General features: G+C 69.2%; 13 protein-coding genes and 1 pseudogene. 8 read left to right on the top strand and 6 right to left on the bottom strand.

The window, feature by feature from the left end; all coding sequences use genetic code 11:
• Positions 1-51 precede the first annotated feature (51 nt).
• Positions 52-1,554 carry a gamma-glutamyltransferase family protein gene (locus DM816_RS17740; protein ID WP_162907577.1) on the bottom strand — a complete coding sequence of 501 codons (1,503 nt, stop codon included), beginning with the start codon at positions 1,552-1,554 and terminating at the stop codon, positions 52-54.
• 36 nt (positions 1,555-1,590) lie between these two features.
• Here DM816_RS17740 and DM816_RS17735 point away from each other — a divergent pair, with 36 nt between their 5' ends.
• Both DM816_RS17735 and tilS read left to right on the top strand, forming a co-directional pair.
• Positions 1,591-2,604 carry a zinc-dependent metalloprotease gene (locus DM816_RS17735; protein ID WP_117211356.1) on the top strand — a complete coding sequence of 338 codons (1,014 nt, stop codon included), beginning with the start codon at positions 1,591-1,593 and terminating at the stop codon, positions 2,602-2,604.
• Positions 2,591-3,544 carry a tRNA lysidine(34) synthetase TilS gene (tilS, locus tag DM816_RS17730; RefSeq protein WP_117211355.1) on the top strand — a complete coding sequence of 318 codons (954 nt, stop codon included), beginning with the start codon at positions 2,591-2,593 and terminating at the stop codon, positions 3,542-3,544. Before DM816_RS17735 ends, tilS begins: the two co-directional genes overlap by 14 nt.
• On the opposite strand, the gene DM816_RS17725 is transcribed toward tilS, so the two are convergent.
• Positions 3,521-4,015, bottom strand: coding sequence for a GNAT family N-acetyltransferase (locus tag DM816_RS17725; protein ID WP_117211354.1), 495 nt, complete (start codon positions 4,013-4,015; stop codon positions 3,521-3,523). The genes tilS and DM816_RS17725 overlap by 24 nt on opposite strands.
• Positions 4,002-5,405 carry a D-alanyl-D-alanine carboxypeptidase/D-alanyl-D-alanine endopeptidase gene (gene dacB / locus DM816_RS17720; RefSeq protein ID WP_246002012.1) on the bottom strand — a complete coding sequence of 468 codons (1,404 nt, stop codon included), beginning with the start codon at positions 5,403-5,405 and terminating at the stop codon, positions 4,002-4,004. Before dacB ends, DM816_RS17725 begins: the two co-directional genes overlap by 14 nt.
• A 283-nt stretch (positions 5,406-5,688) precedes the next feature.
• Here dacB and DM816_RS17715 point away from each other — a divergent pair, with 283 nt between their 5' ends.
• Positions 5,689-6,180 (top strand): inorganic diphosphatase, encoded by a 492-nt coding sequence (locus DM816_RS17715; RefSeq protein ID WP_117211353.1) that lies wholly within the window; start codon positions 5,689-5,691, stop codon positions 6,178-6,180.
• 18 nt (positions 6,181-6,198) lie between these two features.
• Positions 6,199-9,309, top strand: a complete 3,111-nt coding sequence (locus DM816_RS17710) for a S8 family serine peptidase (RefSeq protein WP_117211352.1) — start codon at positions 6,199-6,201, stop codon at positions 9,307-9,309.
• Here DM816_RS17710 and DM816_RS17705 read toward each other — a convergent pair.
• Entirely contained in the window at positions 9,299-10,246 is a 948-nt protein-coding gene (locus tag DM816_RS17705) for a GlxA family transcriptional regulator (protein ID WP_117211351.1), read from the bottom strand. The two genes, DM816_RS17710 and DM816_RS17705, sit on opposite strands and share 11 nt — an antisense overlap.
• A 94-nt stretch (positions 10,247-10,340) precedes the next feature.
• Here DM816_RS17705 and DM816_RS45285 point away from each other — a divergent pair, with 94 nt between their 5' ends.
• The 4 genes and pseudogenes from DM816_RS45285 to folE all read left to right on the top strand — a co-directional run bounded on the left by DM816_RS45285 (position 10,341) and on the right by folE (position 13,876).
• The gene (locus DM816_RS45285) at positions 10,341-10,463 is read left to right on the top strand and encodes a hypothetical protein (RefSeq protein WP_281274341.1); all 123 of its coding nucleotides are present in this window, start codon (positions 10,341-10,343) and stop codon (positions 10,461-10,463) included.
• Between the two features lie 4 nt (positions 10,464-10,467).
• Positions 10,468-11,031 (top strand): hypoxanthine phosphoribosyltransferase, encoded by a 564-nt coding sequence (gene hpt / locus DM816_RS17700; protein ID WP_117211350.1) that lies wholly within the window; start codon positions 10,468-10,470, stop codon positions 11,029-11,031.
• A 203-nt stretch (positions 11,032-11,234) separates the two neighbouring features.
• Positions 11,235-13,169, top strand: a pseudogene (gene ftsH / locus DM816_RS17695) (ATP-dependent zinc metalloprotease FtsH); the annotation flags it as partial.
• A 149-nt stretch (positions 13,170-13,318) separates the two neighbouring features.
• Entirely contained in the window at positions 13,319-13,876 is a 558-nt protein-coding gene (gene folE / locus DM816_RS17690; RefSeq protein WP_246002011.1) for a GTP cyclohydrolase I FolE, read from the top strand.
• 67 nt (positions 13,877-13,943) lie between these two features.
• Here the strand turns inward: folE and DM816_RS17685 are convergent, their stop codons facing one another.
• Both DM816_RS17685 and DM816_RS17680 read right to left on the bottom strand, forming a co-directional pair.
• Positions 13,944-14,564, bottom strand: a complete 621-nt coding sequence (locus DM816_RS17685; protein ID WP_117211347.1) for a hypothetical protein — start codon at positions 14,562-14,564, stop codon at positions 13,944-13,946.
• A gap of 172 nt (positions 14,565-14,736) precedes the next feature.
• The coding region (locus DM816_RS17680; RefSeq protein WP_281274340.1) for an FtsK/SpoIIIE domain-containing protein at positions 14,737-16,171 on the bottom strand (1,435 nt) is incomplete at its 5' end.

The following is a 16,171-nucleotide window of genomic DNA, read 5'->3' as shown; positions in this document are numbered from 1 at the left end:
GCGCGTGCCGGGGGTGACCGGCCGGGAGAGGAGGCCGCTGGAGAGTGGGGTTTAGAAGGCGGCGGCGTGGCCGTCGGCGCGAGGTTCGGAGCCGGCGATGTAGGCGTGGCCGTCGGGCAGGCGCCAGATGGCCTGGCCCATGCCGAAGACGGCCCGCTCGGTGGTGACCTGGACGTCGTGGCCGCGGGTGCGCAGGTCGTCGACGCCTTCCAACAAAGGCTCGACGAGCAGGGTGCGGCCGGACTGCCAGTACCAGCGGGGGCGGTCGAGCGCCGCCTGGGGGTCCAAGCCATCGTCCACTGTGGACAGGACCAGCTGCACGTGGCCCTGTGGCTGCATGTGCCCGCCCATGACACCGAACGGGCCGACCGGCGTGCCGTCGTCGCGGGACAGGAAACCGGGGATGATGGTGTGGAATGGGCGTTTGCCAGGGCCCGCCACGTTGGGATGACCGTCCACGAGCGACAGTCCCGCGCCCCGGTTTTGCAGGCCGAAGCCATAGTCCGGGAGCACGACGTAGGACCCGAATCCCATGTAGTTGGACTGGATGAGGCTGACCATCATGCCGTGGGAGTCGGCCGTGGCCAGATATACCGTGCCGCCGCGCATGGGGTCGCCGGGCGGTGGGTCTCCGGCCCGATCGGTGATGAGCTTGCGCCGTACCTCTAAATAGGATTTATCCACGAAGTGCAACATGTCGGCGTTGTCGGCCGCGTATGCGTGTGCGTCGGCGAACCCCAGCTTTGTCGCCTCGATTTGTTCGTGCAGGCCGTGCCCCGGCAGACCGTCGAGGATGCCGAGAGCTTCCAACGCGACGATGCCCTGGCCGTTGGGGGGCAACTCGTGCACGCGGTGGCCGCGATAGGTCACGTCCATGGGCGTCACCCATTCGGAAGAGTGCGCCTCCAGATCGGCCTTGGTGAGGAGCCCTCCGGTCTGCACGGCCAGATCGTGCAGCGCATCGGCGATCTCACCGTGATAGAACTCGCCCGCGTGGCTGCCCGCGATCAAGCGCAGCGCGCGCCCCTTGCCCGGATTGCGGTGGATCTCACCGGCCGCGCGCGGCGCGTAGATGTCGTGCCAAGCCCGGCACTCCAGCAGGTCGGGCACCTGCACCCGACCCCACCCCGCCGCCACCACCGGCGACACGGGGAAGCCCTCCTCCGCGTATCGGATCGCATCGGTGAACAGCCGCTCGAACGGCAACTGGCCGAACCGCTCGTGCAGGTCACGCCAAGCGGCAGGGGCCCCGGGGACGGTCACCGGCAGCCATCCGTGGGTGGAATCACCCGCCCTCATGTGTGCCGGCGTGAGCGCCGCGGGAGTCCGGCCTGAGCCGTTCAGCCCATGCAGCGTGCTGCCATCCCACACCTGTGCGAACAGGTCACTGCCGATGTCGTTGGAGCCCGGCTGCACCACCGTGAGCGTCACCGCCGCGGCGATGGCCGCGTCGACCGCGTTGCCGCCCTCGCGCAGGATCGCCAGCCCGGCCTGCGCGGCCAGCGGCTGACTCGTCGCTACTACCCCGTTGCTCGCATAGACCGGCACACGCATGACATTCAGCCTAGTTTCAGCGCGTAGGGTTCATATATGGCACTCGTGGATTGGGACCTGGCCACTTCGACCGCCGCCCGGCTCGGCCCGACCGGACCGGCGGTCTCGCTCGATGAGGCCACCTCCGTGGTCTCGGACCTGCGGGTCCTCGCGGCCGAGGCGACCGGGCACGTCGCGGCCTACACCGGGCTCGAACCGCTGGTCGGGGACGCCGGCGTGCGCGTGGTCGACCGGCGTACCTGGGCGGCGGTCAACGTGGCGGGGCTGCGGCTGGTGATCAATCCGCTGGCCGACAAGCTCGCCGACAAGCCGTTCGTGAACAACCCGATCAGCGGCAAGGTGGCCGGGCTGCAGGCCGGCGCCCTGCTCGCCTTCCTTTCCGGAAAAGTCCTGGGGCAGTACGAGGTGTTCGACGCCGATCCGGGCCAGCTCCTGCTGGTCGCGCCCAACATCGTGGCGGTCGAGCGCAAGCTGCGGGCCAACCCGCGCGACTTCCGGCTGTGGGTGTGCATCCACGAGGTGACGCACCGGACGCAGTTCACCGGTGTCCCGTGGCTGCGCGACCACTTCTTGAAGGAGATCAGGGATTACATAGCGGCCTCCGAGCCGTCGGGCCAGTTCCTGCGCGCGGCCGGCAAACTGATGGACGCCGCGCGCGGCCGCGACGGCGTGTCGCTGCTGGATGCGATGCAGACGCCGGCGCAAAAGGTCGTGCTGGACCGGCTCACCGCCCTGCTCACCGTGCTTGAAGGACACGCCGAGCAGGTGATGGACGGCGTCGGCCCGTCGGTGATCGGCACGGTCGAGCACATCCGTGCCTCGTTCGACCGGCGCCGGGCCACGGCCAACCCGGTGGAGCAATACCTGCGCAAGCTGTTCGGCCTCGACATCAAACTCCGCCAATACGCCGAGGGGCGCAAGTTCGTGTCTTCGGTGATCGACAGGGTCGGCATGTCGGGCTTCAACCGGGTGTTCGACTCGCCCGCGACCCTGCCCGTGCTGTCGGAGCTGTCCGATCCGGACGCCTGGGTGGCGCGTGTCGCGCCTTGATCCGGCCGTTGCCGAGGTTCGCCATGCGGTCCGCGCGTGCCTGCCGCCGGCCACCGACCGGCCGCTTGTGCTGGTCGCCTGCTCGGGGGGCGCCGATTCGCTCGCGCTCGCCGCGGCGGCCGCGTTCGTGGCCCCGCGTCAGGGCTGGCGACCGGGCCTGATCACGGTGGATCACGGATTGCAGGAGGGGTCGGCCGAGCGTGCCAAGGCCCTTGTGGAATGGGCGTCGGCACACTTCGACCGCGCCGAGGCGGTCCGGGTCGACGTCGGGCGCAAGGGCGGGCCTGAGGCGGCGGCGCGCGACGCGCGCTACGAGGCGCTGGTCAGGGCCGGGCGGGACGCGCGGATGGTCCTGTTGGGACACAACGAGGACGACCAGGCCGAGACCGTGCTGCTCGCGCTCGCGCGCGGAGCCGGGCCGCGTGGGCTGTCGGGCATGCCGGTCGAACATGAGCGCGACGGGGTGCGGTTTGCCCGCCCACTGCTGGGAGTCTCGCGCCGGACGTGCCGGCGGGCGTGCGAAGCGCAGGGGCTCACACCGTGGGAAGACCCGCACAACACCGACCCGGCTTATGCGCGTTCGCGCGTCCGCTCGGACGTGATGCCCGTGCTCGTCGAGGCGTTAGGCGCCGATGTCGTGCCCAACCTGGCCCGCACGGCACGGCTGCTGTCGGCGGACCAGCGTTATCTTGAGGCGCAAGCGGACGCCTTCGTGGCTCCTCGCCTCCCGGTGCGCGCGCTGGAAGGGCTCGATGAAGCCATCAGGACGCGTGTGCTGCACAAGTGGGCCCTATCGCTGGGCGTGCCGGGCGCGGCCCTGTCTCACCGGCACATCGCCGCACTCGACGCGCTCGTGACCGACTGGCACGGCCAAGGGCCGGCGATGCTGCCGGGAGGCGTTGTGGTACAACGAAAATCAGGCGTCCTCGAACAGGCCTAGCCGCCAGTCGTTGCAGCGGATCGGGTTGCCGACCGGGTATTCGAAGTCGCATTCGCCCACCAGCGTGAAGCCCAGCTTGCGGCAGATGGCATTGGACGCGGCATGCTGCACCTTGGGAAAGGCGTGCATATATTGCAGCCGGTGCAATCCCCGCGCCCGCTCGATCATCAGGGCTCCCGCAGCGGTGGCCAGGCCGCGACCCCAATGCTCGCGCACGATGCCCCAGCCCGTCTCATAGACGGTTGCGCCGCGCCATTCCTTCTCCCAGAAACCGATGCTGCCTGCGGGCTCGCCGTCCACCACGATGCGAAACATGGTCGCCAGTGCGGCATAGCGGGCCAGGCGATCGACGATCTTTTCGTCGCTCTCCGGGCCGCCCAGGTGTTCGGTCGTCTCGGGGGTGTTCAAGCGGCGCAGCAGATCGAGGTCGTGCTCGGTCCACGGCTCCAGCCTGATATCAAGAACAGCCACAACTCGCGATCTTAGCCACGATCCGGTCCAATGCGTCCTGCGCCGGTTCCTGCCAGGTGGGCACGTTCTCGGCGAGGATCGAGAAACCGATCAGCCCGCCGCCGGCCGTCTGCACCACGCCTGTGATCGAGTTGACCTTGCTCAGCGTGCCGCTCTTGGCCCGTACCACCCCGAGGCCCGCGGTCGCGTCGGACTCGCCGAAGCGCTGGCCCATCGAGCCCGACCACCCGGCAACCGGCAGCACGTTGAACAGGTCGGCCAGGCGTGCATCACTGACCGCCTTGGTCAGCAGCCCGGTGAGGACGGCCGGGCTGAGCTGGTTGCGCCGCGAATACCCCGAGCCGTCGGCCATGTCGAACTGCCCGCCGGGCATCCCGAGCTCGGTGAGCACAGCCTCGATCGCCTCCGCCGCGCCCTCGAACGTCGCCGGCTTGTTCTTGGCCACGGCCACCTGGCGGGCCAGCGACTCGGCCACCGTGTTGTCGCTGTCGCCCAGCACGGACTCCAGCAGCCGGATCATCGGAGCCGACTTGACCGCGCCGAGCTCGGTCGCGCCCGCGGGGGCCGCGCCCTTGGCGATCTCCGTGACGCCGAGCAGCCCCGCGAAGGCCTGTGCCGCGGCCATCTCCGGGTCGTCGTGCCGGTCGTGGCAGCGCAGGCCGCCGCACTGCTGCTTCTGCTTCGTATGGTCCACCCGGCCGCCGTCGGTCATCAGCGCGGTGATCGGCGCGACGTAGCCCTCGTCGGGCGCGTCGGGGTCCCACTCGGGGCCGAGCACGCCGCCCTGGAACAGGGAGCCGTCGACGATCAGCTTGGTCGGCACGGTCGCGCCCAGAGCCTTCTTCACCTGCTCGGCGAGATCGTCGAGCCTCGCCGCACCGGCGTAGAACCCCTTGTCGCCGACCGCGAGCGTGGCATCGCCGGCACCGATCAGCACGACCTCGCCCGGGTTGGCGCCGGCGACGGCTCGCGTGGTGATGCGGTGCGCGGGGCCGAGCGTGGCCAGCACGGCGGCGGCCGTCACGACCTTGGCGTTGGACGCGGGCACGACCATGTTGGACGCATCACGCTGATAGATGGGGTTGCCCGTGCGCAGATCCACCACGGACACCCGGACCGACCTGCCCAGCACCGAGTTGGCGATCAGCGGTTCGATCAGTGCCTGCAGGCTGAGCATGGACGCCGCCGTGCCGTCGGTCGCGGCCACGAGCACGGGGGCGGGGGTCTTCTCCGGCACGGCCGAGGGACTCGGTGTGGCCGAGACCGGGCGCAGCAGGTCGGGCTTGAGCAGCGCCACGCCGACCATGCCCGCCCCGAGCAGCACGACCAGCGCCAGCACACCGATGAGCCAGCCGCGCCGCCGCTTGCGTCTGCGCGGCGGGTTATCCACAGGCGCCGAGTTATCCACAGGCCCCGTGGGCTGTGTGTGGACAAGTTGTGGATAAGCAGGTGGAAAACCGGATCCGCCCTGTTGAGGACCCTGTGGATAACCGGAGCCGGGCCATCCGCCCGCCGGCTGCGGCTGCTGGCCATACTGTGAATCTGGCCTCCCCAACGGAGCCTCCCTCGGGCGTCGCAAACGGGCTACGCGAGACTAACCCAACTGGCCTTCGGCCATGACCCGCGGCAATCGGGTGACCAGGCACGTGGTCGCGTAAAAGACAGGATGGCAGATGTTCTTCGACGTCACGGTGGAGATCCCGAAGGGGCAGCGCAACAAGTACGAGGTGGACCACGCGACCGGCCGCATCCGCCTCGATCGGACCCTGTTCACCTCCACCCAGTATCCGGCCGACTACGGCTTCATCGAAAACACGCTCGGCGAGGACGGTGACCCCCTGGACGCCCTCGTGCTCGTGCAGGAGCCGACGTTTCCGGGCTGCCTCATCCGCTGCCGCGCCATCGGCATGTTCCGCATGCGCGACGAGAAGGGCGGCGACGACAAGGTGCTGTGCGTGCCCGCCGAGGACCCGCGCCTGGAGCACCTGCGCGACATCCATCACGTGCCCGAGTTCGACCGGCTGGAGATCCAGCACTTCTTCGAGGTCTACAAGGACCTTGAGCCAGGCAAGAGCGTCGAGGGAGCCACCTGGACGGGCCGCGTCGAGGCCGAGATCGAGATCCAGCGGTCGTTTGAGCGAGCGAGGAACACCTCCCACGAGTAGTGGTTCGTTGTCCGGTTTGTGAAGCTTCCGGCAATCGTCGGCCTGGTCGTGCTCGCGAGCCTGACGCAGGTCACCACGGTCAGCAGCGCGGCACACCCGGCTCACGCCGCCGAGGAAAAGGTGGCGCCGGTCGCGCGCCTGGACATCGGCCGGGCGCCGACGAGCCGCCTTGCCCGGACCGACCGCAGCCTCCTGGGCCGTTCCGATGCCGATCTGGTACCCGTCGTGGTCAAGCTCGATCACGACTCGGTGGCGAGTTATCGGGGCGGCATCCCGGGCTACGAGCCGACGAGCCCCGCGCTGACCGGGAGGCGCCTGTCCGGCTCGCCCGCTGAACGGTCCTATGCGGACTATCTGACCAAGCGGGAGCAGCGGTTCACCGAGCTGCTGGCCAAGCGGGTGCCGGACGCGCGGGTCGGGCACCGGCTGCGCACCGTGTACGGCGGGGTCGCGCTGACCGTGCCGGCCAACCGCATCCCGGACCTGCTTGAGCTCGACGACGTGGTGGCCGTCCAGAAGGACGAGCTGCGCCACACGCTCACCGACGCGTCGCCCGAGTTCATCGGCGCGGACCGGATCGAGTACGGCAGCGGGCGCAACGCGGGCCGGGGCGTGATCGTGGGCGTGCTCGATACGGGCGCCTGGCCGGAACACCCGAGCTTTGCCGACCTGGGCAACCTGGGCGCGCCCCCCGGCCAGGCGCGCAAGTGCGACTTCGGCGACGGCTTCAAGTGCAACAACAAGCTGATCAGCGGGCAGGCGTTCCTGGAGTCCTATCTGACGCTGCACAAGGAGGAGACCTACACGACCGCGCGCGACAGCAATGGGCACGGCACCCACACGGCCTCGACGGCGGCGGGCAACATGCTCGACTCGGCGAAGGTGTTCGGCATCGAGCGCGGCCCGGTGCGCGGCGTCGCGCCCGGCGCGTGGATCAGCGTGTACAAGGTGTGCGGGCGGATGGGGTGCATGGCGTCCGACTCGGCGATGGCCGTGGCGCAGGCGATCCACGACGGGGTGGATGTCATCAACTTCTCCATTTCCGGTGGTACCGATCCGTTCGCCGACCCGGTCGAGATGGCGTTCCTGGACGCGTATGCGGCGGGAGTGTTCGTGGCCGCGTCGGCGGGCAACTCGGGGCCGGGCGCGGGCACGGTCAACCACCTGGCCCCGTGGGTGACGACGGTGGCCGCGTCCACCCAGCGGCGGGCGTTCAGCGCGCAGCTGACGCTGGACGACAAGACGTTCGAGGGCTCGTCCATCACCGACGGCATCGGGCCCGCGCCGGTGGTACGCAACGGCAAGTGCCTGGAGCCGGCGAAGTCGGGCGCGTACCTCGGCAAGATCGTGGTGTGCGAGCGGGGCGGCAACGCGCGCGTCGAAAAGGGCTGGAACGTCTTGAAGGGCGGCGCCGTCGGCATGATCCTGTATAACCCCACGCTGCAGGACACCGAGACCGACAACCACTGGCTGCCGACCGTGCACCTGCCGGACGCGTCCATTTTGGACGCCCTGCAGCCCGGCTCGACGGCCACGATCGGCCCGGGGAAGCGCGTCGACGGCAAGGCCGACGTCATGGCCGGGTTCTCCTCGCGCGGTCCGGGCGGCCTCGCGCTCAAGCCCGACGTCACGGCACCGGGCGTGCAGGTCCTGGCGGGGCACACCCCGGTACCGGATGAGATCTCAGGTGGACCACAGGGAGAGCGATTCCAGGCGATCGCCGGCACCTCCATGTCGTCCCCTCATGTCGCGGGCGCGGCGGCGTTGCTCACCGCGAAACGTCCGGAGTGGACACCGGGTCAGATCAAGTCGGCGCTGATGACCACCGCGCTGACGGACGTGCTCAAGGAGGACCTGGTCACCCGGGCCGACCCGCTGGACCTAGGCGCCGGGCGGATCGCGGTGGACCGGGCGATCCGGCCCGGCCTCACGGTGTCGGAGACGGCCGAGCGGATGCTGCGGTACGCCGACGACGACCTGCGCCAGGCCGAGCTCAACCTGCCGTCGATCAACCTGCCGGTGATGCCGGGGCGGGTCACGGTCGCCAGGACCTTCGCCAACGACACCGATCGCACGCTCACGTACAGCGTCAAGACCGACGGCGACGCGATCACTGTGGACCGGGCCACGCTTTCCGTGCCGCCGGGCGGAACCGGCACGATCAAGGTGACGGTCGCGTCCCGGGACAACGACGCGAAGTGGCGATTTGGTGCGGTATCCCTTGCGGCCACAGGGTTTCCCGACCTTCACCTGCCGGTGGCATACCGGCCGACGCAGGGCCGGGTCGGGTTGACCAACACGTGCACGCCGTCGCCGGTCGAGCTCGGGCAGGAGGCGAAGTGCCGGGTGGTCGCGACCAACGGCGGCTACGAAGACGCGACCGTGTCGGTCAGCGCGGGCTTCGACAAGGCCCTGCAGCCCGTGCGGCCGGACATCGCGCGGGCAGGGGTCCTCGACGGCGTGGCGCCGGGCGTGCCGCAGGTGTCCACTGTGGACGGGAGCCGGTATCGCCGGCTGAGCGTCAAGCCCGACCCGATCGGCGACGAGGGCATGATCACCTATGAGGTCCCGGCGTTCACGTTCGCGGGCGAGCGCTATGAGCGGATCAGTGTGGTGTCGAACGGGTACCTGGTGATCGGCGGTGGCAGCAGGCGGGATGTGCAGTCGTCGCTGTCGGACGAACGGCCACGCAATGTGCTCGCGCCGTATTGGGCCGATCTGATCCCCGACGAGGGTGTGCGGGTGGCCAAGGTGCAGGCCGACGGACGCCAGTGGATCGTCGTGGACTGGCACGCCGGCGTGCACGAAAAGGAGGGCAAGGCGCGCTTCCAGGTGTGGATAGCGACCGGTGAGCGGGAGGAGATCCGGTACGCGTACGACAAGGTGCCCGTCGAAGCGGCAGTGGGCGCGGAAAACGCGCTCGGGCAGGGGGCGATCAGTGTCGACCGCCCGTCGCGCGACCTGGTCGTAAAGAGCAGTGGGTTCAAGCCGGGCGGGACGCTCGACTACACGATCACGGTGCGCGGGATCGCGCCCGCTCGGGACGCCTCGGTCACGGCATCGATGACCAGCGACGGTGTGCCCGGCACGACCGTCGTCCAGGCCCGGCTCCCCGTGGTCAGCCCTTGAACGCTTGGCGGTAGGCCTGCGGTGTCGTGCCGGCGCGCCTGCTGAAGTGGTGGCGCATCGTGGCGGCGTCGCCGAAGCCGGCGCGGGCCGCGATCTGCTCGACCGGCAGGTCGGTCTCTTCGAGCAGGCGGCGCGCGTAGAGCACCCGCTGGTGGGTCAGCCAGTCGTGTGGGCTCGCCCCGACCTGCGCGCGGAACCGGCGGGCGAAGGTGCGCGGGGTCATGTGCGTGCGCCGCGCCAGATCCTCCACCGTGAGCGGCTGGTCGAGGTTGGTCAGCAGCCACTCCAGCAGCGGCTGGAGCGTGTCGCAGTCGGGCTTGCCCGGGATCGGCGCCTCGATGAACTGGGTCTGCCCACCCGCGCGGTGCGGCGGCACCACCATGCGGCGGGCCAGCTTGGTGGCCATGCCTTGGCCGTGCGCCTGGCGCACCAGGTGCAGGGCGGCGTCGATGCCCGCGGCCGTCCCGGCGCTCGTGATGACCCGGCCATCCTGCACGTAGAGCGCGTCGGGCACGACCTCGGCCTTCGGATAGTTGCGCGCGAGCTCGTCGGCATACAACCAGTGGGTCGTGCAGCGGCGACCGTCGAGCAGGCCGGCCTGCGCCAGCGCGAACGCGCCCGAGCAGACGGATATCAGCCAGGCGCCGCGCTCGGCGGCGCGCTGCAGTGCCTCGATGGCGGGCTGCGGAAGGCGGGCCGTGACCGGGTGCGCGGGCACGGCGATCAGGTCGGCCGTCTCCAGCGGGCCGAGATCGGCGTCCGGAATGATCATGAAGCCGGACTTGCTGCGCACGGGCTGGCCATCCACGGTGCACAGCTTGAAGTCGTAGCGCGGGAAACCGTCGACGGAGCGGTCCGTGCCGAACACCTCGCACACCACGCCGAGCTCGAACGGAGCGATCTGGTCGAGGGCGAGGACGGCCACTTTGGTGAGCATGTGACCGAGCTTACCGTGGAGGTGGCAGAAAGTTTAGGGGGTGTGGCATTCCTGCCACTGTCGGCGCGCAGGGTACCGGAGAAAACTTATCTTCATGACAGCTTTCGTGATCTTCGTCCTATTTGTTGCGGTGCTCGGAGTGGCCGGAAACCTCGGCTGGATCAAGAGTAATTCCGACCCCGATCACCCGGAGGGCCCGTTCATCCGGCAGTCTTGACCACATGGGCTGGTACGACGCGGACATCGAGCGCGTGATCATCACTGAGGATGAGCTGCGCGCCAAAACCGGAGAACTGGCGAAGCAGGTCGCAGCCGATTACGCATCGGTCGACGGCCTGCTTCTTGTCTGTGTGCTCAAGGGAGCGGTCATGTTCATGGCCGACTTCTCGCGGGCGCTGGGTGCGGCGGGGGGCCCGGCGGTCGAGCTGGAGTTCATGGCCGTGTCGTCGTATGGGCAGGGCACGACGTCGTCCGGCGTGGTGCGCATCCTCAAGGACCTGGACCGGGACATCGCCGGCAAGCATGTGATCGTGGTCGAGGACATCGTCGACTCCGGCCTGACGCTGAGCTGGCTGCTCAAATATCTGGAGTCGCGCTCGGCCAAGACGGTCGACGTGGTGGCGCTCTTCCGCAAGCCGGAGGCCGTCAAGGTGCCGGTACCGGTGAAATATGTCGGTTTTGATATCCCAAGTGAGTTTGTCGTCGGCTATGGGCTCGACTACAACGAGCGCTATCGCGAGGTGCCGTATGTGGGCGTCCTGCGCCCGGACGTGTATACCCGGTGATCTATCCGGCGTCCGGATGATCTAAACTGTTCGCTGTGGGCGAAAGACTGCTGTGAAAATCCTGAAGCTTCGTCGCTGGCGCCCATGCAATTAATGAACCCCGGGTCCGCACGGTGTACCTTCGACTGAGCTGACCCGACGGTGGCGAGGCGTCTGACGATTCCTTTCCACCGGCCCTCTACGATCAGGACCCGATAAGCAGCATGGAGCGAACGCGAATCTTCCGCAGGCCCATCTTTTGGATTTTGGTGGTCATCGCTGGCGCATTCCTCGTGAGCCAGATGTTCACCAGTGGCCCGAGCTACAAAGACGTCGACACGTCTTTCGCCCTGGAGCAGTTGCAAAAGGGCGGCATCAAGAAGGCCCTGATCCTGGACAAGGAGCAGGTGCTCCAGCTTGAGCTGAACCAGAAGATCAAGCTGCCGGACAACTCAGAGTCAGACCGGATCCAGGCGCACTACCCCTCCACGCCGGACACGCAGATGTTCACCAAGCTTGCCGACGCCAAGTCGGCCGGCAAGATCGAGGGTCCGTACGACACCGAGGTCACCAAGGAGAGCATGCTGCTTTCGCTGCTGCTCAACCTGTTGCCCATTGCGATCCTGGTGATCCTCCTGCTGCTGTTCATGTCGCAGATGCAGGGTGGCGGGTCCCGCGTGCTCAACTTCGGCAAGTCCAAGGCGAAGCTGGTCAGCAAGGACACGCCCAAGACCACCTTCTCCGACGTGGCCGGCGCCGACGAGGCGGTTGAGGAGCTGCACGAGATCAAGGACTTCCTGCAGAACCCGGCGAAATACCAGGCCCTGGGCGCCAAGATCCCGAAGGGCGTGCTGCTGTTTGGCCCGCCCGGCACGGGCAAGACGCTGCTCGCGCGGGCTGTCGCGGGTGAGGCGGGCGTCCCGTTCTACTCGATCTCCGGTTCCGACTTCGTCGAGATGTTCGTCGGTGTCGGCGCCTCCCGGGTGCGCGACCTGTTCGAGCAGGCCAAGGCAAACGCACCGGCGATCGTGTTCGTCGACGAGATCGACGCGGTGGGCCGCCACCGCGGCGCGGGCCTCGGCGGCGGTCACGACGAGCGCGAGCAGACGCTCAACCAGCTGCTGGTCGAGATGGACGGGTTCGACGCCAAGGGCGGTGTGATCCTGATCGCGGCCACCAACCGGCCCGACATCCTCGACCCCGCGCTGCTGCGCCCCGGCCGGTTCGACCGCCAGATCGCGGTGGACACGCCCGACATGGAGGGCCGCAAGGCCATCCTGCGGGTGCACGCCAAGGGCAAGCCGTTCACGCCCGACGTGGATCTGGACACCATCGCGCGCCGCACGCCCGGGTTCACCGGTGCCGACCTGGCCAACGTGATCAACGAGGCGGCGCTGCTCACCGCGCGGCAGGACCGGCGCGCCATCGGCGACGAGGCGCTGGAGGAGTCCATCGATCGAGTGATTGCCGGACCGCAGCGGCGCACGCGCGTCATGTCCGACCACGAGAAGAAGATCACCGCGTACCACGAGGGTGGGCACGCGCTCGTGGCGTGGGCACTGCCGCACGCCGCGCCGGTGCACAAGGTGACGATCCTGTCCCGCGGGCGGTCGCTGGGGCACACGCTCGTGCTCCCGACGGAAGACAAATACACGCAGACGCGGGCCGAGATGATCGACACGCTGGCCTATGCGCTGGGCGGTCGCGCGGCCGAGGAGCTCGTATTCCACGAGCCGACCACGGGCGCCGGCAACGACATCGAGAAGGCCACGGCCATCGCCCGAGCCATGATCACGCAGTACGGCATGAGCTCCAAGCTGGGCGCGGTGAAATACGGCACGAGCGGCGACGAGCCGTTCCTCGGCCGCAGCTATGGGCACGAGAAGGACTACTCCGACTCCGTGGCCGCCGAGATCGACTCCGAGGTGCGTGGGCTGATCGAGCTGGCTCACGACGAGGCTTATGAGATCTTGGTGGAGTACCGGGACGTGCTCGACAACATCGTCCTGGAGCTCATGGAGAAGGAGACCATCTCCACCCAGGACATGGCGCGCATCTGCGAGCGGGTGGTCAAGCGCCCGCCGATGGCGCCCTACAACGGGTTCGGCAAGCGCACGCCGTCCACCCAGCCGCCGGTGCAGACACCGGCCGAGCTGGAGAAGGGCACCCCGCCGACGCCGGTCGTCGGCACGACCAGTGCCACCAGCGAGACGGCGGGCGCGAGCTGAACGACGACCCGCTCGACTTCCACGCGGCCCGACTCATCGACGGGTCCTCCACCGGGGTGCCGGTGGAGGACGCCGTCGACATGAAGCGGATCGAGGCGGCGGTTCGGCAGATCCTGCTCGCGCTTGGCGAAGACCCCGACCGGGATGGCCTGCGGCAGACCCCCGCCCGGGTGGCGCGCGCCTATGCGGAACTGTTCGCCGGGCTGCGCGTCGACCCGACGCGCGTGCTGAAGACGACCTTCGAGGCCGACCACGACGAGCTGGTGCTCGTGCGCGACATCGAGGTGTTCAGTTTGTGCGAACACCATTTGCTGCCGTTCAAGGGCGTGGCGCACGTCGGCTACCTGCCGGGGGAAGACGGGCGGATCACCGGACTGTCCAAACTGGCCAGACTGGTGGAGGTCTACGCCCGGCGGCCACAGGTGCAGGAGCGGCTCACGTCGCAGATCGCCGACCTGCTGGAGAAGCAGCTGGGCGCGCGTGGGGTGATCGTGGTGCTCGAATGCGAGCACATGTGCATGGAAATGCGCGGCATCCGCAAGCCCGGGTCGCGCACGGTGACCAGCGCGGTGCGTGGCCTGCACAAGACCGACTCGAAGACACGGGCCGAGGCGCTGTCCCTCATCAACGCTCGTTAGCGGCCTGCTCCAGATCGGTGTCCGACGGCATGCGCTGGTCGGGGTCGGCGCCTTTCACGAAACCCAGCTAAAAGACGATGAACAGGAACGCGGCGAAGACAACCGGTGCGAGGCAGGCGATGGCGCCGATGACCGGGGTTTTGGGCCGGCGTGGGAACACCAGACTCACGAGCAGCCAAGCCACCCCGAACAGCAGCGCCGCCATGGTGAGCCCGCAGGCGATGGCGTAGAACTCGCGCGTGCGCGGATCGGCCAGCAGCGCGAAGATGACCTGGATCAGCGTGGCCACGGCGCCGGCCGGACCGTAGACGAGAAGGTTGCGCTTGATCTGCCCCGGCTCGGGCTCGTCCAATCTGGACAGTGCGGCATCGGCCACATCAACCTCCGACCTGGCCTGGCGTAGCGCGGTGAGCACGACATGCGGCCCGCCCTGCACGGCATGCTCAGCGATGTGCTGCTCTGCCGGTGAAGGCACGAGCGTGGGCGGGGCAACCCCGGCCTGCAGCGCCGATTCGAGCAGCCGCCCCGCCTGGATCGCCAGCCGCGCCTGCACGGTGGGCAGCTCCGAACGCGCCGCCCCGACCGCCTCCGCCTCCGCAGCCACGGCCGAGGCCGCCTCGCGGCGCACGGAGTCGAGCCGGTGGGCGGCCGCCAGATATTCGGTCCACGCCGCGGTCTTATCGCTCATGCCGCCGCCCTGATTGGCATCCGTCGCCCGTGTCCACGACTCATGCGAGTGCCTCCTTGCCGGTCGCGGGTGGGCCTGCCGACGACGGCGGGGCGTGCCTGTCGGTTCATGCGAGTGCCTCCTTGCCGGTCGCGGGTGGGCCTGCCGTCGACGGCGGGGCGTGCCTGTCGGTTCATGCGAGTGCCTCCTTGCCGGTCGCGGGTGGTCGCGGGACCGGCAGGGCGACATGCACCAGCGGCGGCGCGGACGATGGCTCGCGCGCCTGCCAAAGCCGTTGCCGCAGAGCCGAAAGCACCTGCGCGTCAGCGTGCGGGTCGGGGAAGCGCACGGTCTTTTCGTGCCCGCGGGTCGCACCGCGCGGCCCGCCGAGCCCGCCCGCCGTGTTGACCACCCCGCACCCGAGCGGCAGGCTCGCCGCCGAATCGTTGTTGGCCTCCAGCACATCGCCGCCGCCCGGCAGCGCCACCCGCACCAGAAACTGCCCGAAAAGCGGGCTGCTGCGCGGCGCCTGGGAGCACATCACGAGGTGAATGCCTGTCGCGCGCCCCTGCCTGGCCGCCGATTCGAGGAGGGCGGCGGCCTGAACGGAGACTTCATCGGTACCAGATAGTAGTTTGTTGAATTCGTCGACGATGCAGACGATTCTCGGGATGAGTGCTCCGGCGGCCCGAAGCTGCCCGAAGCGGGCCACGCCGGCGTCGTTGAGCAGGGCAAGCCGGCGATGCAGCTCGCGATCGAGCGACTGCAGCACGCTCAGCCCGGTCTCGCGACCGGCACCGACCGCGACCTCGATGGCGTGCGGCAGCCACGACGGATCGTCCTCGGTCGGCGTGAACTGGCGCAGCGCCCCGCCGTCGGTGAAGTCGAGCAGATAGAGCTGGAGCTCATCGGGGTCGTAACGGGTGCACAGTCCATAGAGGACATTGAGCAGGAACGCGGTCTTGCCCGCGCCGGCCCGCCCGCCAACCAACCAGTGCGGCGTGAGATCGGTGAAGTGCAGCGAGACGGGCGCGTCGCCGGAGAGCCCGATCGTCGTGGAAAGACCGTCCGCCGACGACTCGGCCCACCAGTGATCGGGGTCGGGCAGCAGGTCCATGAGGTGGGCGTGGCCCTGCGCGGCCAGGCGATCGGCCAGCTCGCCGCTGACATGCTGCATCAGGTGGCTGCTCGGGTCGGAATCGAGCTGCACCGGCACGGAAAGCCCCGGCCACACCTCGGCCGGGCTCGGACCGGCCGGCGGAGCGGACGTCGCGAACGGCATGCCGCCGACCAGCGCGTGCGACGTGCGCAGGGCGACATGGGTGCTGGACTGCAGCGCCTCCACCGGCGAACCTGCCCGCAGCGGCATCGGCGGCCAGCCCGCGATGACCAGATGCAGCCCGGCGGCCGGGCCCGCCTGGGCGAGGGCCGTGACGCGGGCCAGGTCTTCGTCGGTGACCGCGGACGGGAGCGAGGCGACGATCAGCAGCATGGTGCGATCGCGCCGGCGCGGTTTGGCGGCCGGACGGCGCTGCCCCTCCGGGCGGACGGGCCTCGTCCAGTGCTCGGCCTCCGACAGCACGGAAAGCAGCCCGGCCCGGTCGGTGACGGCGGGCGGCATCACGCCC

This window comes from Allorhizocola rhizosphaerae, from assembly GCF_003426775.1.
GTDB classification, from domain to species: Bacteria; Actinomycetota; Actinomycetes; order Mycobacteriales; family Micromonosporaceae; genus Allorhizocola; species Allorhizocola rhizosphaerae.
Note: the sequence above shows the minus strand (reverse complement) of the source record. Positions and strands in the feature narration are given on the sequence as shown.

Excerpts from the sequence above, each read along its gene's own strand:
- DM816_RS17735 (WP_117211356.1), top strand. The coding sequence starts at position 1,591 with ATGGCACTCGTGGATTGGGACCTGGCCACTTCGACCGCCGCCCGGCTC.
- hpt (WP_117211350.1), top strand. The coding sequence starts at position 10,468 with ATGGGCTGGTACGACGCGGACATCGAGCGCGTGATCATCACTGAGGAT.
- folE (WP_246002011.1), top strand. The coding sequence starts at position 13,319 with ATGAAGCGGATCGAGGCGGCGGTTCGGCAGATCCTGCTCGCGCTTGGC.
- DM816_RS17705 (WP_117211351.1), bottom strand. The coding sequence starts at position 10,246 with ATGCTCACCAAAGTGGCCGTCCTCGCCCTCGACCAGATCGCTCCGTTC.
- DM816_RS17740 (WP_162907577.1), bottom strand. The coding sequence starts at position 1,554 with ATGCGTGTGCCGGTCTATGCGAGCAACGGGGTAGTAGCGACGAGTCAG.
- DM816_RS17685 (WP_117211347.1), bottom strand. The coding sequence starts at position 14,564 with ATGAGCGATAAGACCGCGGCGTGGACCGAATATCTGGCGGCCGCCCAC.
- DM816_RS45285 (WP_281274341.1), top strand. The coding sequence starts at position 10,341 with ATGACAGCTTTCGTGATCTTCGTCCTATTTGTTGCGGTGCTCGGAGTG.
- DM816_RS17715 (WP_117211353.1), top strand. The coding sequence starts at position 5,689 with ATGTTCTTCGACGTCACGGTGGAGATCCCGAAGGGGCAGCGCAACAAG.